Origin of the sequence: Planococcus sp. MB-3u-03 (genome assembly GCF_002833405.1) — a bacterium.
Taxonomy (GTDB): Bacteria; Bacillota; Bacilli; order Bacillales_A; family Planococcaceae; genus Planococcus.
On the sequence record NZ_CP025135.1, the window covers coordinates 1,547,335 to 1,569,461 of the forward strand.

The 22,127-nt window shown below is 48.4% G+C and carries 23 protein-coding genes and 2 pseudogenes; 20 read left to right on the top strand and 5 right to left on the bottom strand.

Annotated features, from left to right (window positions below; all coding sequences use genetic code 11):
* The first annotated feature begins 28 nt into the window (after window positions 1–28).
* The 6 genes and pseudogenes from CW734_RS09015 (at window position 29) to CW734_RS09035 (ending at window position 4,510) form a co-directional block, all read left to right on the top strand.
* On the top strand, window positions 29–1,324 hold the full coding sequence (locus CW734_RS09015; protein WP_101190227.1) for a DEAD/DEAH box helicase: 1,296 nt from the start codon (window positions 29–31) through the stop codon (window positions 1,322–1,324).
* A gap of 21 nt (window positions 1,325–1,345) precedes the next feature.
* Window positions 1,346–2,239: pseudogene (locus CW734_RS09020) on the top strand (deoxyribonuclease IV); the annotation flags it as partial.
* 253 nt (window positions 2,240–2,492) lie between these two features.
* Window positions 2,493–2,882, top strand: a complete 390-nt coding sequence (locus CW734_RS19980) for an ATP-binding cassette domain-containing protein (protein ID WP_442956961.1) — start codon at window positions 2,493–2,495, stop codon at window positions 2,880–2,882.
* On the top strand, window positions 2,879–3,256 hold the full coding sequence (locus CW734_RS19985; protein ID WP_442956962.1) for an ATP-binding cassette domain-containing protein: 378 nt from the start codon (window positions 2,879–2,881) through the stop codon (window positions 3,254–3,256). The genes CW734_RS19980 and CW734_RS19985 overlap by 4 nt, the downstream gene beginning before the upstream one ends.
* A complete protein-coding gene (locus CW734_RS09030; protein WP_058380914.1) occupies window positions 3,249–4,103 on the top strand; it encodes a metal ABC transporter permease in 855 nt (284 codons plus the stop codon). The genes CW734_RS19985 and CW734_RS09030 overlap by 8 nt, the downstream gene beginning before the upstream one ends.
* On the top strand, window positions 4,100–4,510 hold the full coding sequence (locus CW734_RS09035) for a Fur family transcriptional regulator (protein WP_101190229.1): 411 nt from the start codon (window positions 4,100–4,102) through the stop codon (window positions 4,508–4,510). The genes CW734_RS09030 and CW734_RS09035 overlap by 4 nt, the downstream gene beginning before the upstream one ends.
* Window positions 4,511–4,621: 111 nt before the next feature.
* On the opposite strand, the gene CW734_RS09040 is transcribed toward CW734_RS09035, so the two are convergent.
* From CW734_RS09040 to CW734_RS09050, 3 genes are all read right to left on the bottom strand, one after another.
* Window positions 4,622–5,209 (bottom strand): hypothetical protein, encoded by a 588-nt coding sequence (locus tag CW734_RS09040; RefSeq protein ID WP_101190230.1) that lies wholly within the window; start codon window positions 5,207–5,209, stop codon window positions 4,622–4,624.
* 12 nt (window positions 5,210–5,221) lie between these two features.
* Window positions 5,222–6,349, bottom strand: a complete 1,128-nt coding sequence (gene ispG / locus CW734_RS09045) for a flavodoxin-dependent (E)-4-hydroxy-3-methylbut-2-enyl-diphosphate synthase (protein ID WP_058380911.1) — start codon at window positions 6,347–6,349, stop codon at window positions 5,222–5,224.
* A 176-nt stretch (window positions 6,350–6,525) separates the two neighbouring features.
* Entirely contained in the window at window positions 6,526–7,041 is a 516-nt protein-coding gene (locus tag CW734_RS09050) for a DUF1189 family protein (RefSeq protein ID WP_101190231.1), read from the bottom strand.
* Between the two features lie 169 nt (window positions 7,042–7,210).
* Between CW734_RS09050 and CW734_RS09055 the strand changes: the two genes are divergently transcribed.
* The 13 genes and pseudogenes from CW734_RS09055 (at window position 7,211) to CW734_RS09115 (ending at window position 20,287) form a co-directional block, all read left to right on the top strand.
* Complete coding sequence (locus CW734_RS09055; protein WP_101190232.1) at window positions 7,211–8,842, top strand: Na/Pi cotransporter family protein; 1,632 nt, start codon at window positions 7,211–7,213, stop codon at window positions 8,840–8,842.
* 85 nt (window positions 8,843–8,927) lie between these two features.
* A pseudogene (locus CW734_RS09060) lies at window positions 8,928–9,408 on the top strand (DUF456 domain-containing protein).
* Between the two features lie 117 nt (window positions 9,409–9,525).
* Window positions 9,526–10,134, top strand: coding sequence for a superoxide dismutase (locus CW734_RS09065; RefSeq protein ID WP_101190233.1), 609 nt, complete (start codon window positions 9,526–9,528; stop codon window positions 10,132–10,134).
* Between the two features lie 113 nt (window positions 10,135–10,247).
* A complete protein-coding gene (locus tag CW734_RS09070) occupies window positions 10,248–12,416 on the top strand; it encodes a penicillin-binding transpeptidase domain-containing protein (RefSeq protein WP_101190234.1) in 2,169 nt (722 codons plus the stop codon).
* Window positions 12,417–12,609: 193 nt separating this feature from the next.
* Complete coding sequence (locus tag CW734_RS09075; RefSeq protein ID WP_101190235.1) at window positions 12,610–13,566, top strand: PstS family phosphate ABC transporter substrate-binding protein; 957 nt, start codon at window positions 12,610–12,612, stop codon at window positions 13,564–13,566.
* A 71-nt stretch (window positions 13,567–13,637) separates the two neighbouring features.
* Window positions 13,638–14,564, top strand: a complete 927-nt coding sequence (pstC, locus tag CW734_RS09080; RefSeq protein ID WP_101190236.1) for a phosphate ABC transporter permease subunit PstC — start codon at window positions 13,638–13,640, stop codon at window positions 14,562–14,564.
* A gap of 1 nt (window position 14,565) precedes the next feature.
* On the top strand, window positions 14,566–15,444 hold the full coding sequence (gene pstA, locus CW734_RS09085; protein ID WP_101190237.1) for a phosphate ABC transporter permease PstA: 879 nt from the start codon (window positions 14,566–14,568) through the stop codon (window positions 15,442–15,444).
* A 26-nt stretch (window positions 15,445–15,470) separates the two neighbouring features.
* Window positions 15,471–16,292 (top strand): phosphate ABC transporter ATP-binding protein PstB, encoded by an 822-nt coding sequence (gene pstB, locus CW734_RS09090; RefSeq protein ID WP_101190238.1) that lies wholly within the window; start codon window positions 15,471–15,473, stop codon window positions 16,290–16,292.
* A gap of 71 nt (window positions 16,293–16,363) precedes the next feature.
* On the top strand, window positions 16,364–17,023 hold the full coding sequence (gene phoU, locus CW734_RS09095) for a phosphate signaling complex protein PhoU (protein WP_101190239.1): 660 nt from the start codon (window positions 16,364–16,366) through the stop codon (window positions 17,021–17,023).
* Between the two features lie 160 nt (window positions 17,024–17,183).
* Window positions 17,184–17,333 carry a 50S ribosomal protein L33 gene (gene rpmG / locus CW734_RS09100; protein WP_082799233.1) on the top strand — a complete coding sequence of 50 codons (150 nt, stop codon included), beginning with the start codon at window positions 17,184–17,186 and terminating at the stop codon, window positions 17,331–17,333.
* Between the two features lie 115 nt (window positions 17,334–17,448).
* Window positions 17,449–18,024: a 5-formyltetrahydrofolate cyclo-ligase gene (locus tag CW734_RS09105; RefSeq protein WP_101190240.1), complete on the top strand. Its 576-nt coding sequence runs from the start codon at window positions 17,449–17,451 to the stop codon at window positions 18,022–18,024.
* Complete coding sequence (locus CW734_RS09110; protein ID WP_101190241.1) at window positions 18,021–18,227, top strand: YqgQ family protein; 207 nt, start codon at window positions 18,021–18,023, stop codon at window positions 18,225–18,227. Before CW734_RS09105 ends, CW734_RS09110 begins: the two co-directional genes overlap by 4 nt.
* A gap of 155 nt (window positions 18,228–18,382) precedes the next feature.
* Window positions 18,383–20,287 carry an LTA synthase family protein gene (locus CW734_RS09115; RefSeq protein ID WP_101190242.1) on the top strand — a complete coding sequence of 635 codons (1,905 nt, stop codon included), beginning with the start codon at window positions 18,383–18,385 and terminating at the stop codon, window positions 20,285–20,287.
* Window positions 20,288–20,383: 96 nt separating this feature from the next.
* Here CW734_RS09115 and CW734_RS09120 read toward each other — a convergent pair whose 3' ends face one another.
* Window positions 20,384–20,566 carry a DUF2759 domain-containing protein gene (locus tag CW734_RS09120; RefSeq protein ID WP_101190243.1) on the bottom strand — a complete coding sequence of 61 codons (183 nt, stop codon included), beginning with the start codon at window positions 20,564–20,566 and terminating at the stop codon, window positions 20,384–20,386.
* Window positions 20,567–20,719: 153 nt separating this feature from the next.
* Between CW734_RS09120 and CW734_RS09125 the strand changes: the two genes are divergently transcribed.
* Window positions 20,720–21,355 (top strand): MBL fold metallo-hydrolase, encoded by a 636-nt coding sequence (locus CW734_RS09125; protein ID WP_101190244.1) that lies wholly within the window; start codon window positions 20,720–20,722, stop codon window positions 21,353–21,355.
* A 57-nt stretch (window positions 21,356–21,412) separates the two neighbouring features.
* Here the strand turns inward: CW734_RS09125 and CW734_RS09130 are convergent, their stop codons facing one another.
* On the bottom strand, window positions 21,413–21,655 hold the full coding sequence (locus CW734_RS09130; protein ID WP_058380895.1) for a DUF2626 domain-containing protein: 243 nt from the start codon (window positions 21,653–21,655) through the stop codon (window positions 21,413–21,415).
* Window positions 21,656–22,127 lie beyond the last annotated feature (472 nt).

Consider the following 22,127-nt stretch of genomic DNA (forward strand, 5'->3'; position numbering starts at 1 on the left):
CTAGAGCTTAAGGAGGGAACTATATCCCATGACAAAATTCAACGAATACCGTCTCAAGCCATTTTTGCTTGAAGCGGTCGAAAAACTCGGTTTCACAGAACCGACAGCTATCCAAAAGGAAATGATTCCACAAATCATGAGTGGAAACAGTGCCATTGGCCAGTCCCATACAGGTACAGGCAAGACCCATAGTTTTATCATCCCGATCGTCGAACGCATAGATGTTTCGAAACAGGAAGTCCAAGCAGTAATCGCTGCACCGACGCGAGAACTTGGGACGCAAATTTTCAACGAAATCCAGAAATTGATTGGCGATTCCGGCATCGAAGTGAAATCGTTCATCGGCGGAACGGATAAACAGCGTTCGATCAATAAATTGAAAACGCAGCCGCATATCGTTATCGGGACACCAGGACGCTTGAAAGACCTCGTCAACGAAAATGCGTTGCTCGTCCATACCGCTAAGATCTTAGTCGTCGATGAGGCTGACTTGGCATTCGACATGGGCTTTATCGAAGAGATCGACCAAGTCGCAGGGAAAATGCGCGACGATCTGGAAATGTACGTATTTTCTGCCACGATTCCAGAGAAACTCAAGCCGTTCTTGAAGAAATACATGGCCAACCCGGCTCATATCAAAATCGGCGACAAACGCCCGACGGCTGAAGGGCTGGACTTTTATTTAGTGCCAGTGCGCAGCAAGAAAAAAGTCGAGCGTTTACAGGAAATAATGAAAATCATCAATCCCTACCTTGCGATCATTTTTGTCAACACGCGCACCAATGCCGACTATATCGCTGAAGAATTATCGAAAAGCGGCATCCGCGTAGGGAAGATCCATGGCGATCTGGCACCGCGCGAGCGCGTCAAGGTGATGAAGCAAGTACGTGATCTGGAGTATCAATACATCGTAGCGACAGACCTTGCCGCACGCGGAATCGATATCCAAGGCGTCAGCCATGTCATCAACTACGAATTGCCGGAAGACCTGGAATTCTTCATCCACCGCGTCGGGCGGACAGCGCGTGCGGGCCTTAAAGGCGTCGCCATCACCTTGTTCAGCCCGGAAGATGAAGACGCCATTGTCCGCGTCGAGAAGATGGGGATCCCGTTCCAGCAAAAGGATATCGTCAAAGGCGAATTTGTCGATATGAAAGAGCGCCACGGCCGTAAAAAACGTGTGCGCACGGAGAATGAAGCCGATACTAAGGCGAAATCAATGGTCCACAAACCGAAAAGCGTAAAACCGATGTACAAGAAGAAAATGAAATGGAAAATGGACGAAATCAAAAAAGCGGAACGACGCAAAAACCGCAAAAAGTAAGGGGTTAATCAAATGCTATGAGGATCGCATGTCTCGATGAGCGGCAAGAAGATGCTTCTCGGCGCGAGCGAGGAAGCCGCTTCCTACGGCTCCACGACTTTCATGATCTATACGGGCGCACCGCAAAATACGCGCCGCAAACCGATCGAAGAACTAAATATCGAGGCGGGACGGGCGCATATGGCGGAGAACGGCCTGTCGAATATCATCGTTCACGCACCTTATATCATAAATATCGCCAACACGACCAAACCTGCAACGTTCGAACTCGGCGTTGAGTTCCTGCAGTCGGAAATCGAACGTACGGCAGCACTTGGGGCGGAACAAATCGTCTTGCATCCCGGTGCGCATGTCGGCGCGGGAGTGGAAGCCGGCACACAGAAAATCATCGACGGCTTGAACGAAGTGCTGACGCAGGATTTTCCGGTCAATATCGCCCTTGAGACGATGGCTGGAAAAGGCAGTGAAATTGGCCGCAATTTCGAGGAGTTGGCAGCGATTATCAACGGCGTGACGCATAACGAGCGCTTGTCGGTATGTTTCGATACATGCCATGTCCACGATGCCGGTTATGACATCAAAGAAGATTTCGACGGTGTGCTGGCGGAATTCGACCGCATCATCGGAATCGACCGATTGCAAGTACTGCACATCAACGACAGCAAGAACGTGCGCGGGGCAGGGAAAGACCGCCACGAAAACATCGGCTTCGGCGAGATCGGTTTTGATGCACTCAATTCGATTGTCCACCATAAACAATTGATGCATGTCCCGAAAATACTCGAGACGCCGTATGTCGGACTGGATGCGAAAAAGAAAAAAGCGCCATATGCATACGAAATCGACATGTTCAAAAACGGCATCTTTGCGCCTGATGACATCGAAAAGATGAAATTGCCGATCGAATCACAATAATGAGGGGTAAAGGCTATTCCGAAAAGTCATGAAACATGGCATTTCGGACAGCCTTTTTCTATTTGAAAGCTAATGCAGACGCCAGTAAAAATAGCTGCGCAAGATCATGCATTACGGGTCTTTACGATTTGCATTCTCCCGTCCCAACTTATCAAAGCTTTATTTAAAAGCCCAAACGGTTTACAGGAGCACACAACTGCTCTATACTTTCTATAGTAAATCGTAATCATTCTTATTGGAAAAGGGCGTCCCTATGGCAGCGCCATTGATCAACATTAAAGAAGTTAGCTATGAATATGAACAAACGAAAGCATTGGACCACATATCGATGACGGTGGAGGAAGGCGATTTCCTGGCGATACTCGGCCCGAACGGATCGGGGAAATCGACTTTATTGAAAATCATGCTCGGGCTCATCCGGCCATCCGAAGGCAGCGTGGAATTGTTCGGCATTGATTCGAGGCAATCCAAACACCGCGAATGGATCGGTTATGTGTCGCAAAATCGAATTCATTCAACTCGGCTTTTCCGGCCACTGTGCAGGAAGTGGTGGCAGGGGCCTGGCGAAAAGGCCGGGCTGTTCCATAAATTGCCGAAAACACATCACAGCAAGTCGAAGAAGCGCTCGATGCGGTCGGCATGAAATCATTTAAAACCGCAGCATCAGTGAGCTATCGGGGCCAGCAGCAGCGCGTCTTTATCGCACGCGCGCTCGTCGCCAAGCCGAAAGTGCTTATACTCGATGAGCCGACAGTCGGCATCGATGTCCAGAATGTCCAAGCTTTCGACATGCTCGCTGCGCTCAATCGGGAACGTAATATTACGCTGGTGCTCGTGACGCACGACGTCGATACGGTGACCGATCGCATCTCGCACGTCGCATGCTTGAACCAGACCATCCATTTCCACGGCTTTAAAGACCAATTGCATATGATGAGCGATGAGAAGCGCGAAGCGTGGTATGGCCATTCCGTCCGGAAAATCCATCATACGGAAGGAAGCCATACGCATGCTTGACGCCATACTGTCCTATGAATTTCTGCAAAACGCATTCGCATCCGGCTTGATCATCGGCGTCATTGCGCCGCTGCTCGGCGTCTTCATCGTCGTGAGAAGGCTGTCGCTGATCGCAGATGCCTTGAGCCATGTGACGCTTGCCGGCATTGCCGGAAGCCTTTATCTAAGCCAAAGTGTCGGGGCACTGGCGTTACTGAACCCGCTGTATCTCGGGATCGCCTCGTCGGTGATGGGCTCGATGCTCATCGAGCGGCTGCGCAGTGTCTATAAGCATTACGAAGAACTGGCCATCCCGATCATCCTTTCCGCAGGCATTGGCTTCGGGGCCATTTTCATTTCCCTGGCGGAAGGATTTTCGAGCGATTTGTTCGGCTACCTCTTCGGCACGGTCTCAGCCGTCAGCCGGCAGGATTTATTTATCGTCGCAGGAATCGCCGTGATCGTGTTGGCGTTTATCCGTATCTTCTTCAAGGAATTATTTGTCTTGTCCTTCGACGATGAATACGCACGGGCATCCGGCCTGCCTGCAAAATGGATCCACTTCCTGTTCATGATCGTCACGGCCTTAGTCATTGCCGGTTCGATGCGCATCGTCGGCATACTTCTCGTGTCATCACTGATGACCATCCCGGTAGCGACGGCAATGCGCGTCGCCAAAAGCTTCAAGCAAACCATCTGGCTATCGATCCTATTCGGTGAAATATCGGTCCTGACCGGGCTGGTCGCTGCGTTTTACTTCGATTTAGCGCCAGGCGGCACGATTGTCGTCACATCCATTGCCATTTTGCTGGTCATTCTGGCTTATCGAAAAATCTCGTTATCTAAGAAAAGGGGGGCAGCCGCATGAATTTACAAAAAGCGTGGGGCATCCTGAAAGAAAACGGTTTTAAAGAAACGACAAAACGCAATCAGATCCTGGAAATTTTCGAAGGGGACGAACGCTATCTGACCGCCCGTGATATTTTGGATGTCATGCAAAAAGACTATCCAAGCATGAGCTACGATACCGTTTACCGCAACTTGGCGACGTTTGTGTCGCTCGATATTTTGGAGGCGACCGAGTTGTCCGGCGAAAAGCATTTCCGCATGCATTGCGAAAGCGACCATCACCACCATCATTTTATTTGCATGGATTGCGGCAAGATCAAGGAAATTCCGCTTTGCCCGATGGACTTGTTGGGTGCGGCGTTGCCGGCCTATGAAATCGACAACCACAAATTCGAAATCTACGGGAAATGCCCGGAATGTAAATAAACGCTAGTAATGAAAAAGGGCCTGACAGCTAATGCTGCCAGGCCCTTTTTATCTGCTCACAATAGAAACGGACAAATAAAAAAGAGCGCAAGTTAGACTTGCGCTCTTCGTTTACCGCTTGAGCAATTCCTGTTGGACGCCGAACTCTTTTTTCACCCATTGCTCGGCTTCGAGCCAATCATAGACGCGGACTACCTTATTCGGCACCGGTTCACGGTTGTAAGGGGTGTCGAACAAGATGACCGGAATGTCCAGTTCCTCGGAAATTTCTACCGCATTGTCGTGTTTGTCTTCGAAGAACAAATCGACATTATGCGCTTTGGCGGTGCTGATTTTTTTATGCGTGCCAATCAATTCGATATGGTCGTAAGCAATGGCATGCTGTTCGAACCAATCGAATGTAACGCTTCGAACGTTATCTCCGCGAGCGGAGATAAAATAAAGTTCGTATTGGTCTTTCCAATTATTGATAATTTGCTTGGCGTCTTTCGAAATAGGAGAAGCCGCGTAAATTTTCGGTTCGTGCTTTTTGAACCAGGAGTAGAACTCTTTTTTATCGAGCTGCGGCAAGGCCGCTGTCAGGTCGTATTCCCGGATATCTTCGATGGTCAGCTCGCTGCCGAATGCTTCATTGATATGGGGAATCAATGAAGTGGGGCAGGTGACGGTGCCATCGATATCGATGCCAAATCGGTACATATGATCACAACCTTATGCTTGTTGTTGTTCAAGTTCCTTTTGCTTTTTCTCTTCAGCTTGTTTGGCGAAATATTCTTCTGCCAATTTATCGATCTCGATCTTCAATTCTTCGACCATTGTTTCTTCAGGCACTTTACGGACTGTTTTCCCGTGCATGAAGAGCAGGCCTTCACCGCGTGCGCCGGCGATGCCGATGTCGGCTTCACGTGCTTCACCTGGGCCGTTAACGGCACAGCCGAGAACAGCGACTTTAAGCGGTGCTTTGATGTGGGAGATGTATTCTTCCACTTCGTTCGCGATGGAAATCAAGTCAATCTCGATGCGTCCGCAAGTCGGGCATGAGATGAGCGTCGCTGCGTTTGAAGACAAACCGAAGACTTTCAATAGTTCACGGGCTACTTTGACTTCTTCGACAGGGTCTGCGCTTAAGGAGACGCGGAGTGTATTGCCGATGCCTTTAGCGAGCAATGCCCCGAGCCCGGCAGAACTTTTCACAGTTCCGGAGAACAATGTGCCGGATTCTGTAATACCGAGGTGGAGCGGGTAGTCGAATGCTTTCGATGCTTTTTCATATGCTTCGACAGCAAGGCTCACGTCTGATGCTTTCAACGAGACGATGATGTCATGGAAATCAAGGTCTTCTAGGATCTTGATATGGTGCAATGCTGATTCCACCATGCCGTCCGCTGTCGGATAGCCGTATTTCTCAAGGATTTTGCGTTCGAGCGAACCGGCGTTGACACCGATGCGGATCGGGATGCCTTTCGCTTTGGCTGCATTGACGACCGCTTCGACTTTTTCGCGGCGGCCGATATTGCCTGGATTGATGCGGATTTTATCGGCACCTTGCTCGATGGCGATCAAAGCCAGTTTGTAATCGAAATGAATATCGACAACAAGCGGGATATTGATGCGCTTCTTGATTTCGCCGATGGCATAAGCTGCCCGCTCATCAGGACAAGCCACACGGACGACTTGGCATCCGGCTTCTTCGAGGCGGAGAATCTCCGCAACCGTTGCTTCTACGTCATGTGTTTTCGTTGTCGCCATACTTTGTATAAATAGTTCATTACTGCCGCCAATCGTTATATCGCCGACTTTGACGGGGCGTGTTTTTGAACGGTGAGTCATTTCGCTCATGTTAAAAATCTCTCCTTTTTGTGAGTTTCCGGTAATCCGGACGGTTACTCAGCTTACCCTTGCACGCAATTCACGTGCGGGTCTATTTCTCTTGCCTATAGCTATTTTAGCAGTGTCTCGTTTGAAAAGACAAGAAAGACGGCTGTTCCGTGCAGATTCTTTACAGCCATGCAATATTAGCTCGGTTTTTTTACAGGTGGGGCTTTCGGATAGAAACGTGCTGCACTATATAGAAGAAACAGTGTCCATAAACTCGTCAACAGCGAAATCCACAAGCTATTGACCCAGAAACTCGCTACATACGCAGCGATAGTCGGCACAGTAACGGCGAGTGCCGCTGTGCGCCACATATGGCGGTATTCCCCGCGGCGCTTGAGCCAGGCGAGGAAGCCATAGCCGAACACCGCAAAGACGCTGATTTTGATGAAATGGTAGAGCGTCGTCGAGACAAATAAAAAAACGAGCGCAAACGGGTAGAGCAGCCATTCGATTTCTTCTATGAATTGCAGCAGGCCTTCTAGTTCAGAGGAGCTCGAGCCGATGCCAAGCACGAACTCGGCAAATGAGATAAGTGAAAGCAATGTGATGAACAAAAAAACGAATTTCAAAATGCGGCCGATCGGCATAATACGGACCGCCGCCCGTTTTTTCGGTTCCATGAAGCTTGCTTTCAATAGTTGGTAGAGATTCACAGCAATCTTCCTTTCCGGTTGTATTGTAATATTATCATGCCTGAAACGGAAAATTCGGGCTTATGTTACGGGTTTGTAAATTTTCAATAAAGGTATTTACATTTACTTAGCGAAGTCTTCATAATAGGTGAGGTGTGATTACGTTATAATTAGGAGTTGAATGTGAATCGTGGAAATGAATTGGCAGGAATTGCTGTTTACCTTCTTCGGGGGTCTCGGTATTTTCCTATTCTCAATCAAGTATATGGGTGACGCTTTGCAGAAAGCTGCAGGCGATAAACTGCGGGACATTTTGGACCGTTTTACGACCAATCCGTTCATGGGTGTCTTGGTCGGTATCGTAGTAACGATTTTGATCCAATCGAGTTCGGGCACGACCGTTATCGTCGTCGGCCTTGTAAGTGCAGGCTTCATGACGCTGAGACAAGCGATCGGCGTCATTATGGGTGCGAATATCGGGACGACCGTTACAGCATTCATCATCGGCTTGGACGTAGGGGCATACGCATTGCCAATCATGGCGGTCGGTGCATTCTTGATTTTCTTCGTCAAGAAAAACCAGATCCAAAATATCGGGCAAGTCATCTTCGGTTTCGGCGGACTATTCTTCGGGATGGAAACGATGAGCGGGGCAATGAAGCCGCTGCGTGAATTGCCGGCTTTCATCGACATGACCGTCAACTTGAGTGAATTCCCGATCCTCGGCGTTGCAGCAGGGACAATCTTCACGTTCATCGTCCAAAGCTCCAGCGGAACGATCGCCATCTTGCAAGGGCTCTATGCAGAGAACTTGGTTACGCTTGATGCCGCATTGCCGGTTCTATTCGGTGACAATATCGGGACGACCGTTACGGCGGTGCTCGCAGCACTTGGTACATCCATTGCAGCGCGCCGTGCAGCAGCTGTCCACGTCTTGTTCAATGTCATCGGCTCCGTCATCTTCCTGATCCTGCTCGTGCCGTTTACAGCGTATGTCGAGTGGCTTACGGGCGTTTTGGATCTCGAGCCAAAAATGCAGATTGCATTCGCACACGGGACGTTCAACGTCGCGAACACATTGATCCAATTCCCGTTGATTGGCGCTTGGGCATACCTCGTGACAAAAGTGATCCCTGGCGACGAAGTGCTTGTCGAATTCAAGCCGAAGCATCTGGACTTGAACTTCATCGAGCAATCGCCATCGATCGCTCTTGGCCAAGCCAAAGAAGAAGTATTGCGCATGGGTAAATATTCTGTGCAAGGACTGGAAGAAACGTATGAATATTTGAAAACGAAAAGCAAGAAACATGCTGAAATGGGCTATCAATTAGAAGATGCCATCAATAACCTGGACGGCAAAATTACCGATTACCTGGTACTCATTTCTGCAGAATCGATCTCAGCAGCGGATTCCACTCGCCACACGATGCTGATGGAAACGGTCCGTGATATCGAACGGATCGGCGACCATTTCGAGAACATCATCGAATTGATCGATTACCAGGAAGCCAATAAAGTGAAATTGACCGGGGAAGCGATGGAAGACTTGGACGAAATGTTCACATTGACCATTGCGACGGTGTCGAAATCACTTGATGCACTTGACACGACAAGCCATGAGCTTGCACGTGAAGTGGCAGAGCAGGAAGACTTGATCGACAAAATGGAACGCAAATTCCGTAAAAAACATATCCTTCGCCTGAACGAAGGCGCATGTTCCGCTCAAGCGGGAATCGTCTTTGTCGATATCGTCAGCAACTTGGAGCGGATCGGCGACCACTCCGTCAATATCGCGGAAGCCATACTCGGTAACCGTACTTGATCCACACTCCCTTTCATCCTTTACATTTCTTGAAATGTAGGGCACGATGAAAGGGAGTTTTTATATCGGAAAAGGAGGGCTCGTGATGCTCGAAATTGTCGGCTGGGTTTTTGTGCTTGTGTTTTTTGCCATCGGTTTCATCGGACTTGTGTACCCGGTCATCCCGGCGTCGCTGTTCATTTTCGGCGGATTTATCATTTATGGCCTGTTTTTCAGCTTTGCTGATTTGCCGTGGTGGTTCTGGCTCATCGAAATCTTATTCGTCCTGTTATTGTTCGGTGCAGACTTTTGGCCAATGCGGTCGGCGTCAAGAAATTCGGCGGTTCAAAAGCAGGTTTGGTGGGCAGCACGGTCGGATTGATCTTCGGGCCATTCGTCATCCCGTTTGCCGGCATCCTCATTGGCCCGTTCCTCGGTGCCATCATTGCAGAGATGCTCGTCAACAAATCGTCGATTAAAAATCGATCCGCTCTGGAATCGGCTCTGTAGTCGGCTTTATCACTTCTGCACTGACGAAAGGTATTATTCAGGCAGTGATGGTCGGTTTGTTCTTCTGGGTGATTTGACTGCCGCCTCCGACTAAGGTCTGAAAAAGGCAGGTCGATATGCTTTATATTTGTGTCGGTCTGAAAATTTTGATACGCTAGGAAAGTAGAACAATAGACTCAAGGAGGAATTTAATCATGGCATACGAACTACCGGAACTACCTTACGCGTACGATGCGCTAGAACCGCACATCGACAAAGAAACAATGAACATCCACCACACGAAACACCACAACACGTACGTAACAAACGTAAATGCGGCCTTGGAAGGTCATGACGATCTTTCTTCAAAATCAATCGAAGAATTGATTTCTGACTTGAACGCAGTGCCGGAAGATATCCGCACAGCTGTCCGCAACAACGGCGGCGGCCACGCGAACCACTCGCTATTCTGGCAGCTTCTTTCCCCGAACGGTGGAGGACAGCCGACTGGTGCAGTAGCTGACGCGATCAACAACAAATTCGGAAGCTTTGACGAGTTCAAAGAAAAATTCGAAGCTGCAGGTAAAACACGCTTCGGTTCTGGCTGGGCTTGGCTAGTCGTTTCTAACGGCGAGCTCGAAGTCACGTCAACGCCAAACCAAGATTCTCCTCTATCTGAAGGAAACACGCCGATGCTTGGAGTAGACGTTTGGGAACACGCATACTACTTGAAATACCAGAACCGCCGCCCGGACTATTTGGCAGCATTCTGGAACGTTGTCAACTGGGACGAAGTGTCCAAGCGCTACGAAGCTACTAAATAATTGTTAAATATTGAAACCTCGACACACACTTTTTCGTCTGAAAAAGTGTGTGTTTTTTTATGTCCGGTGCTATACTAGCAAATGGATATTTTTTTGAAAGGAGCTACGCGCTCATGAAAACCCCTCAAAAACGGCGTGTTTCGCTGGCGAAGTCCAAACTCCAGTCCAATACGACCTTCCGGATGAACATCCTCTTTTTTGCTATTTTTCTGCTGTTTTCCATGCTCATCCTGCGCCTAGGGTATTTGCAGATCGTTAAAGGTGAGGATTACGCCCGCGCAATTGCCAGAACCGAGGAAGTGGCCGTGAACACCAGCGTGCCGCGGGGACGGATTTTTGATTCTGCAGGACGTTTGCAAGTCGATAACGAGCCCGTCAACAGCATTACCTACACAAAGATGCAAACGACGAAAAGCAGTGAGATGATGGAAGTGGCTGAAGAGCTCGCTAAATTGATCGAAAAAGATACTGAAAAAGTGACCTTGCGCGATAAGCAAGACTTTTACATACAATTGAATACCGAAAGTGCAACTGAAAAAGTAACCGCTGAAGAGCGCGCTGCGATTGAAGCGGAAGATATTCCTCAAAAGGAAAAGCAGCAGAAGCTTGATGCCTTGGTCCGTGAGAAAATCACGGATGAAGAACTCGACAGCCTGACGGAGGAACAATTGGAAGTTCTCGCGATATACAGGGAAATGACCTCTGGCTATGCGTTGTCGCCGCAGATCATCAAAGGCGAGGGCGTTACCGACGAAGAATTCGCTGTCGTGTCGGAGCGTTTAACGGACCCGAAATTAGAAGGTGTCAATACGGTCGCTGACTGGAAGCGCGTGAAAATGACCGATTTGACGATCCTCGGCAGCACGACGTCGCCTGACCAAGGGATCCCGGCCAACCGCCTCGATTATTATTTAAGCCGCGACTACTCACGTAATGACCGCGTCGGCACGAGCTTCTTGGAACAGCAATATGAAGATGTGCTGCAAGGGCAGAAATCGAGCGTCAAAAACGTTACCGACGGCCGAGGCCGCGTCATCGAAACGGTACCGGTTGATGAAGGCGAACCCGGAAAAGATTTGGTTATGACGATCGACAGCGAACTCCAGTATGAGCTGGAAAAAATCGTGGAAGAAAAGTTGCTCGCATTGAAGGCGGGGCCAAACTCACAGCTTGTCAAAGATGCATACTTGGTCATGATGAATCCGCAAACAGGTGATGTGCTGTCGATGGTCGGTAAACGCGTCGGCGAAGATGAAAACGGCAGACGCGTCGTCAATGATTATGCGTTCGGTACGTTCACGGCTGCCCATGAGATGGGTTCCACCATCAAAGGTGCCACATTGCTGACGGGATATGAACAAGATGCCGTGGAGATGGGGGAAGTGCAGATCGACGAACCGCTGAAATTTGCGGGCACCACCCAGAAAAACTCGATTTTCAATACGACTCCATTCAATCGCATCCCGATGAACGATTTGATGGCAATTGAACGGTCATCCAACGTTTATATGTTCAAAATCGCTTTGGATATCGCCGATCGGCAATATCAATACAACCGGCCGTTGAGCGTCGCCCCGGAAAGTTTTGCCGTTATGCGCAATTCCTTCGCGCAATTTGGGCTCGGTGTTGAGACTGGCATCGATTTGCCGAACGAAGGCACCGGCTATCTTGGCGGCACGTATCCTGGGCCGAAATTATTGGACCTTGCGATCGGACAATTTGATACGTATACACCGATGCAATTGGCACAGTATATCTCCACCATCGCCAATGATGGCTACCGTGTGCAGCCGCATGTCGTCAAGGAGATCCGCAAAGCTTCTCCAGATGGCGAGACGCTCGGGCCGATCGAGACGGTCATCGAACCGAAGATCATGAACCGCATCAATAATACGCAAGAAGAAATCGACCGCGTTAAAGAAGGCATGCGCAATGTGTATATCGGAAGCTCCGGCTCGGCGCGCGCGCAGTTCAGCGATACGCCGTATACCGCAGCCGGCAAAACTGGTACAGCAGAAGCTTATTTCTTTGAGCGCGGCCATGAATTGCACGGTACGGTGAACGTCAATATCGCGCATGTTGGCTTCGCCCCATATGAAAACCCGGAAATCGCGTATGCGGTTGTCATTCCATACGTAACGACCGATCCAACCAAAGTGCCAAAGACCAATAATGAAATCGCTCGAGCTGCGGCAGACAAGTATTTCGAATTGAAAGAACAGCGCAGCGAAGACGAAGCGAATGAAATCAAGCCGCCTTTCAGCGGAACACGAATTGAATAAACAAGCTTTTTATCTAGATAAACTAAACCGCCCAACCAAAGTCCTGAAACGGACGCTGGTTGGGCGGTTTTTGTTTTTTTCAATAAGACTTTGGTCATTTACAATTTCTTAACAATGGCTTCATATGTCCTCAACAATGGAATCGTATAGTTGGTCTTGTAAACAACTAACCATATTAGGGGGAAACATTAAAATGAGAAACTGGAAGTTCGCTATGGCATCAACAATTCTTGGATCGGCACTGGTACTTGGAGCATGCGGCAGCACGGAAGAAACTGCAACAGGCAGCGAAACGGCTGATTCCGCTTCAGACGAAGCAGTGGTAGAAGGTTCGGTCACTGGTGACGGTTCTTCCACAGTCGCGCCAATCCTTGAAGGCATTGTTGAAGAATACGCAGCAGTTCAACCTGAAGTCCAAGTAACGGTCGGTGTTTCCGGTACGGGCGGCGGATTCGAAAAATTCGTCCAAGGTGAAACAGCTTTCTCGAATGCTTCTAGACCAATTAAAGAAGAAGAAGTTGCTGCTCTAGAAGAAGCAGGCATCGAATACACGGAATTCCTTCTTGCTTATGACGGACTTTCGGTAGTCGTCAACCAGGAAAACGACTGGGTGGAAGATTTGACAGTTGAAGATCTGAAAAAACTTTGGGTAGAAGACGGCAGCACAAAAATGTGGTCTGACATCAACCCGGAATGGCCGGATGAAGAAGTCGTATTTTATGCCCCAGGTACAGCTTCTGGAACTTACGATTACTTCAATGAAGTCATCTTAGAAGAAGAAGATATCGTCGAATCGGCGACATTGTCTGAAGACGACAACACACTCGTACAAGGAATCCAAGGAGATGAAAATGCGATCGGATTCTTCGGATATGCATACTACATCGCAAACCAAGATACATTGAAAGTCGTAACGATTGATGGCGTCGAGCCAACTCCAGAAACAATTGAATCCGGTGATTATTCACCACTGTCGCGCCCACTCTTCACTTACGCCAACAATGCGAAAATTGCTGAAGATGAAGCGGCTTACGATTTCATGCAGTTCACTTTAGAGAATGCTGGTCAAATGGCTGAAGCTGTCGGATACGTCCCATTGGCAGTAGAGGATTACGAGCAAGGCCTGGCAGATCTTGAAGCGTTGAAATAAATTAAGTTGCAAGTTCAGTCTTAGGGTGAGCAGCTGCTGCTCGCCTTTTGCGGTTGAAAGGGGATTCTATTATGCGGACATCGGTTCAAGAACTGATCGCAAAGTCGAAAGATAAGAAAAGTAAAAAATTTATTGAGAAACTCATACCGTTTCTATTGTTCTTGATCGCTTCTGTTTCGGTTTTGACAACAATCGGCATTGTCCTGACATTAATCATTGAAACGGTCACGTTCTTTACACGGGTCCCGCTTTCTGATTTCATTTTTGGCACGACTTGGCTGCCGTTCGCCAATAGCGGAGCGCAGTTCGGCATTTGGCCATTAATCGTCGGCACACTGAAAATTACCGGCATCGCGATTGTCGTAGCTGTGCCGATCGGCATTTCGGCTGCCATCTATTTGAGCGAATACGCTTCTGACAACGTACGGCGTATCGTCAAGCCGGTTCTTGAAGTGCTGGCGGGAGTTCCGACCATCGTCTATGGCTTTTTCGCACTGACGTTCGTGACACCTGTATTGCAAAGCTTTTTTCCGGAAATCAAGATCTTCAACGCGATTTCACCAGGGATTGTCGTTGGCATCATGATCATCCCGATGATCGCTTCGTTGTCGGAAGACGCCATGTCGTCTGTCCCGAAAAGCATTCGCGATGGCGCACTTGCCATGGGTTCGACGAAATTTGAAGTCGCTTGGAAAATCACCGTTCCAGCAGCATTGTCCGGCATCATTGCGTCGGTTGTGCTCGGCTTGTCCCGTGCGATCGGCGAGACGATGATCGTTTCGCTTGCGGCAGGGTCAACGCCGAAATTCGATGGCGATTTCACTGGTTCGATCCAGACGATGACCGCCTATATCGTGCAAGTATCCAAAGGCGATGCCGGCTATGGAACGACGATCTATTATTCCATCTATGCGGTCGGGTTTACCTTATTCCTCTTCACGATGGCGATGAATATCCTGGCTGGGTATATATCAAAACGTTTCCGGGAGGAATATTAATATGAGATACATTGAACACGAAAAGGTCGTCCGGCGAATGAACGGCCGGATGGTCGTCAACCGGGTCTTTCAAGGGCTCTTCATGTTTGCGACGGCGCTCGCGCTGCTGGCGCTGGTGATCTTGCTGTACCGGATCGTCAGTCAAGGAGCGGGTCATCTGTCGCTCGACTTCCTTACTAATTTTGCTTCACGCTTCCCGGATCAAGCGGGGATTAAAGCGGCGCTCGTCGGGTCGATCTGGCTGATGGCAGTGGTCGCTCCTACATCCATTTTGCTTGGTGTAGGATCAGCGATTTATTTAGAAGAATACGCCAAAAAAGGGCGCATCACGACGTTTATCCAAATGAATATTTCCAATTTGGCGGGGGTTCCGTCAGTGGTCTTCGGACTTTTGGGATTGACGATTTTTGTCCGCGCATTAGCGCTCGGCAACAGCATCCTTGCAGCAGGATTTACAATGAGCTTGCTCATCCTGCCGGTCATTATCGTAGCGGCACAGGAAGCAATTCGTTCGGTTCCGGGCGAATTGCGTGATGCATCGTACGGAATGGGTGCAACCAAATGGCAGACCATCGTGCGCATCATCTTGCCGGCAGCAATTCCCGGCATCCTGACAGGCAGCATCTTGGCCTTGTCGCGTGCCATCGGCGAAACGGCGCCGCTGATCGTGGTCGGCATCCCGGTTATCATCCAGTTTTTGCCTGAAGGCGTCATGGACACATTCACCGCCTTGCCGATGCAAATCTACGATTGGTCGAGCCGCCCGCAAGCTGAGTTCCAGACGGTCGCAGCTGCCGGGATCATCGTCTTGATGGTCGTGTTGTTATTCATGAATTCAATAGCAGTCTTCATTCGAAACAAATTCGATAAATCCTATTAAAGTGTCATGCGGAAGGGGAGTTCATTATGAACACAGCAACGATCAAAACGAAAATCAATACAGCAGAGCCTACTTCAGTAGAACAAGCTGAAAAAGAAAGTGTCTATAGCACGCGCCAGTTGAATTTGTGGTATGGCAATAACCATGCCTTGAAAAACATTGACTTGGAAATCGGGGAAAATGAAGTCACGGCGATTATCGGGCCATCAGGGTGCGGGAAATCGACTTATTTGAAAACATTGAACCGCATGGTGGAACTGGTGCCTTCTGTGAAGACTTCAGGGGAAATCCAATACCGCGGCCGCAATATTTTCGAATCCAGTTACGGTGTTGAAGAATTGCGCACACGCGTCGGAATGGTGTTCCAAAAGCCGAATCCGTTCCCGAAATCGATTTACGACAATATCGCTTACGGCCCGCGCATCCATGGCATCAAAAACAAGAAAATTCTGGATGAAATCGTCGAAAAAAGTTTACGCGGCGCAGCCATCTGGGACGAAGTGAAAGACCGCCTGAATGAAAATGCATACGGCATCTCGGGCGGCCAGCAGCAGCGGATCTGCATCGCGCGGACCTTGGCGATCGAACCGGACGTCATCTTGATGGACGAGCCGACATCTGCACTTGATCCGATTTCGACTTTGAAAATTGAAGAATTGGTGCAGGAATTGAAAGAGCAATACAGCATCATCATCGTGACACATAATATGCAGCAAGCTGCGCGGATTTCTGATAAAACTGCCTTCTTCTTGAATGGGGAAGTCATCGAATATGACCGCACGGATACAATTTTCTCTAACCCTGCCGATAAACGGACAGAGGATTATATTTCAGGTCGATTCGGCTGACCCGCAACTCTAATCAGCGGGAACGAGCTTCCTGCTGGCCGTTAGAAATGGATGAATGGGAGGAACTTTAAATGGCAGTACGCGAAAAGTTTGAATATGAACTGCACTCAGCACAGGAACAATTGATTACACTGAGCACGATGGCAATCGATGCACTCGACAAATCGATGAAGGCGCTCATCGCCCATGACATCGACAAGGCGCTTCAAGTGATCGACGATGATGCCAATATCAACCGCCTCGAAGAAGTGCTCAACGACCAGGTGATTCTCTTGATCGCCAAGCAATCACCGGTTGCGACCGATCTTCGGCGCTTGATCGTCACGATCAAAGTCGCATCGGATATGGAGCGGGTTGGGGATTACGCCGTCAACATCGCAAAAGAGACGATCCGCATCGGGCAGCAGGACCTGCTTGAGCCAATCAACAAGATCCAGCGCATGCACGAACTCGCAACATCCATGCTGCGCCAGGGTATTGATGCCTTGATAGAAGAAGATGTGGAAAAAGCGAAAGAAATCGCGGACCTCGATGACGAAGTCGATGATTTATACGGCGAAGCGATCCGGCTTTTGTTCCAGCACAGCGCAAAAGAGCCTGAACAGCTCAGCCAAGTGACGCAGCTGGCGTTTATCTGCCGCTATATGGAACGATCGGCGGATTATGCAACCAATATCGCGGAGCAATTATTCTACCTCGTCCGCGGCCGCCATTACGATCTGAACAAATGACAAAAAACCATAGCCTGGGCTGTGGTTTTAAATTTAGGGAAATCATGGGGAAGCGGCATTTTTCAGTAGACAATCACTGAAGGTATGCTATAATAATTAAGTCGTATAGATCACGCTTATTAATGAAATGGATTTTTTGAAAGAATTGGGAGGGATATCGATGCGTGTAAACATTACACTAGCTTGCACAGACTGTGGCGAAAGAAACTACAGCACTGTTAAAAATAAGCGCAACAACCCTGAGCGTCTTGAATTGAAAAAATATTGCTCACGTGAAAAGAAAATGACAACACACCGTGAAACGAAGTAAGTAATTGACTGCCAAAACCTCTCGGGGTTTTGGCTTTTTCTTTTGTTATGCGCAGTTTACTATAGAAATTATACATAGAGATAACCCACAGTTCAGCAGAAGGGGCGTTTGCGTAATGGAAAAAGCAGTGTTGAGGAAATCGGTCATCGGCCAAATGAGTGAACTTACAAAATCACAACATGCCCAAATGTCATCGGTGATTTTGGAGAAACTTCTGGAAGATCCCGATTTTCAAAAAGCCGAAACTATCGGGGTGACCATCTCGCGCTGGCCGGAAGTGGATACGATTCCGCTCATCGAAACGTGTTGGCGGCTGGGCAAAAGAGTCGCCGCCCCGAAATGTTTTGCAAAAGACCGGACGATGGATTTCCGGCTGTTCAACAGACTCGGCCAATTGGAAGTGGTGTACATGGACCTCCAGGAACCGATCGAAGCCCTAACGGAAGCTATCGGCCCGGAAAGCCTCGATTTATTGATTGTGCCCGGCGTTGTCTTTACGCAAAGCGGCTACCGCATTGGCTTCGGCGGAGGCTATTATGATCGGTATTTGAGCGGATTTAATGGCAACACCCGTTCACTGGCGTTCGATTTCCAGCTGACTGGCGAATTGCCTATCGAAAGCCACGACATCCCAGTCGATGGCATCATCACGGAAAAAAGAACAATCGACTCAAAGGCGGTGAGAGCATGAAAGACCTTTACGATGTAATGCAATTGCTAAAAAGGTACGGAACGATCGTCTACACGGCGGATTTTATTTCGGATCTCGATTTGATGGAATCCGACATCCGCGAGCTGTACGACCACGATTTCATCACGCCGCGCGAATACGCGTCTGCCTTGATGATCTTGCGGCAGAAACGCACAGAATATGAGAAAAAAGGAAAATCATGAAACCGAAAGCGTTTTGGCGCGTCTATTAAGGGTAATTGCTTTCGCTCGAGGGTGATTTGTTCTATACTATAAGGTATTGAATTTCCATTTTACTTGAAACTGAAATTCGCACGAACCGGACAAACGCTCCGGTAAGACGAGGAGGATGTGCGGCAATGAAAAACAAAGAATGGCCTAAGCATTCGGTCCTGGCCATCGCAGTCATAGCGACATGGCTGACGACATATGTCGTCTACAAAACGGCCTTTTCCATTACAATCGACAATGCATTGCAGGAATTCATCCTGTTCTTGAACCCCTTAAGCTTACTATTATTCGCCTATGGAGGCGCGCTCTTCTTCAAGAGCAAGAAAGCAAGAAATCGCTATATCCTAGCCATTGCCGTTTTGACTTCGGTCATTTTATACGGAAATGTAGCGTTCTACCGTTTCTTTACGGATTTTATCACGCTGCCCGTATTGTTCCAAACGGATAATTTTGGTGACATCGGCAATAGTGCTGCCGCGAGCATCTTCTGGACCGATATTCTCTATTTCGCTGACATCATCATCATCCTGTTGGCGATGCGCTTCGTGAAGGAGAAGGAGACAGCAGTCAAATCGGCAGCGACACACCGCAAAGCATATTTTGTCTTGTCAGCAGCTGTGCTGTTCTTTAACCTCGGCCTTGCCGAAGCAGAACGCCCGCAATTATTGACGAGAAGCTTTGACCGCGAAATGCTCGTCAAGAACCTGGGGATGTACAATTACCATCTGTATGATGTCTATATTCAATCGAAATCACAAGCACAACGAGCGCTTGCGGACGGCTCGGAATTGACGGAAGTGACCAACTACGTCCGTTCGAACCAAGCGGAACCATCTGAAGAAATGTTCGGCGCTGCGGAAGGGCGTAATTTGATCGTTGTCACACTCGAGTCTTTACAGACCTTTGTTTTGAACAATGAAATGAACGGCGAGACCATCACGCCTTTCATGAACGAATTGACACAAGATGAAGATACGATTTACTTCCCGAACTTTTACCACCAGACCGGGCTCGGAAAAACTTCCGACTCCGAGTTCCTGCTTGAGACCGGTATGTATCCGTTGAGCGGAGGCGCCGTGTTCTTTACGCACAGCGGCAATACATTCAATTCCATGGCGGAAAAGATGGGCAACGAAGGTTATACGACCAATGTCCAACACGCCAATACGAAAAGTTTCTGGAACCGCGACATGATGTACGAATCGCTTAATATCGACAAGTTCTATGATATCCAGAGCTACACAGTAGGCGAAGGGCAAGCCGTCAACTGGGGCATGAAGGACATTCCGTTCTTCGAGCAATCAGTCGGCCATATGTCTGAAATGCAGCAGCCGTTCTACACGCGCCTGTTGTCGCTTACAAACCACCATCCGTTCACATTGGATGAAGAAGACAAACTGATCGACGAATTCGACTCCAATTCCGGCACGTTGAACCGTTATTTCCAAACGGTGCGTTATTTGGATGAAGCGGTCAAATCATTATTCGAAGATTTGAAGGAACAAGGATTGTATGAAAACTCCATCATCGTGATGTACGGCGACCATTACGGCATCTCCGACAACCACAACGAAGCGATGGCGCAGTATCTAGGCAAGGAAATTACGCCGTATGAATCGGCACAATTGCAAAAAGTGCCATTTTTCGTCCATATCCCAGGTTATGAAAAGGGCTATGTAGATGAGGAAATCGGCGGCCAAGTGGATATGCGTTCGACGATCCTTCATTTGATGGGCATGGAAACCGAAAAAGACATTCAATTCGGCGGAGATTTATTCTCTGAAGAACACGAGGAATTCGTCATTTTCCGTGACGGGCGCTTTGTTACCGATGAATATGTCTATGCAGCGAATGTCTGCTACGATATCGAAACAGGCGAACCGATGGAAGACCAAAGCGTGTGCGACCCATATGCTGAACGTGCCCTCGAGGAGCTCCAGTATTCCGAATCAATCATCAACGGCGACTTGCTGAGGTTCTACGAAGAGGAAAACGGCCAATTGAAAACATTGGATGAACAAGAACAACCGTAAGACAAAAAGGGCTGCCAAACCGGTATGGTTATGGCAGCCCTTTTCTTTATGGCCAATAAAAAAACCCGCGCAATGAATGCGCCGGTTTCTTTTTTCTTAATGAAGGCCAGGTGGGTAACCCTGTGTAATGAGAGTTGCAACGGTGAAACCGCCGAAAATAACAAAGGTCCCAAAATTAAATAAGAATCCTAAAACTTCTTTGTTTCTTAGGGTTTGAACTGTACCGATTGCAGCAAGAACTGCAGTGAGGCCGAAAATAACCATCAAAATCCAACTCATCTTATGACACTCCCTTCAACTTTAACAGCCAGTGCCGTCTTCTACTCTTTATATTGTAAAGAAATTCTGCAAGTTTGTCGAGGCGTAAAAATGTCATTCTATTGAACAAGCAAAAGAATGTGTTCATGATATACTGCTAATGAGGTGAAAGTCATGTTAAAAATCGATCGGCTGGAACTAGGCCCAGTGCAAACGAATTGCTACATCATATCAGGGGAAGGCAAGCAATGTGTCATTTTCGATCCCGGTGAGGAAGCTGGGAAAATCCAGGAAGTCTTAAAACGCAAGCAATTGACGCCGCTTGCGATTCTTCTGACACATGCCCATTTCGACCATATCGGGGCGGTCGATGAATTGAGGGAGATATATAAAATCCCTGTCTATCTTCATTACAAAGAACGCGATTTCCTTGGACGCCCGAATTTGAATGGCTCGGGTAAATATGCGGCATTGCCGGATTACCGTGTAGCGGATGCGGATGAATTGATCACCGATCAACAATCGCTTGAAATCGGCCCGTTCAAAATGGAGCTATTCCATACACCCGGGCATTCGCCAGGCAGCGTGAGCTTTTATTTTCCGGAAGACCGTTTCGCGATTGTCGGGGACACCTTGTTTTCCGGAAGCATTGGGCGCACCGATTTGGCGGAAGGCTCAGAACAGGTGCTGCTAAAATCAATCCGTGAATCGTTATTGACGTTGCCCGAAGAAACCTTCCTGTTCCCCGGGCACGGCCCGGAAACGACCCCAAAACAGGAACAACAGCATAATCCTTTCCTGCGTATGTAAAGGGCATAAAAAAAACGGCCGAGATGGCCGTTTTTTTGCGTTCACATTCAATTACTATTAATGACCTGCTCCTGGGACGTGGATGAACGTAGAGTAGTAAGTAAAGCCAACGAAAAAGACTGTCAGATAGGCTCCAAAAATATACATGTACATGCGTTCAGAAATGTTTAAGTATCCAAGAAGAACGAAGAAGCCGGTATTGGCAACCATCAACAATGATACTTCTACCATATCGCCGACATAAAATAAAATTGCAAAGATTCCAGTCCACCATCCCATTAATTTAAACATATTATCCATGGGTAATCCCTCCTTTGCCACAATACAATAATCTCCTATTCATTATATAGGAAGACGAGTCTATGTGTAAACAAGGACTTCGGGGTAGTTTGTGACAAAGCGGTGTAGGCGTATCCATAAAGCGTTCTCTTGCTATGGATACATGCCCTGAAAACCTGGATTTCCGGCCGTAAAGGCGTTCAAATAATTATTTTGGTATTTTCGATATTCAAGGGCCATCCATGTGCTTATAATAATGGGGAGCGGAGAGGCAGCCTCCGCTCGGAGACCCGGACAGGAGGTGAATATGCAAGAGATCATTGAACGGCGATGCTTCGATCTATTGCATTCCGCCGTAGAAGAAAAACCACCGATATACACATCAGGCCAGAACCCCGCGATTACAGCATCACCTACCGGACGTATAACCAATTCAAGCCGGTGGCGAAAATCCCCTTCGATTTAGGCGATCGCATGATTGCTTACTTCAAAT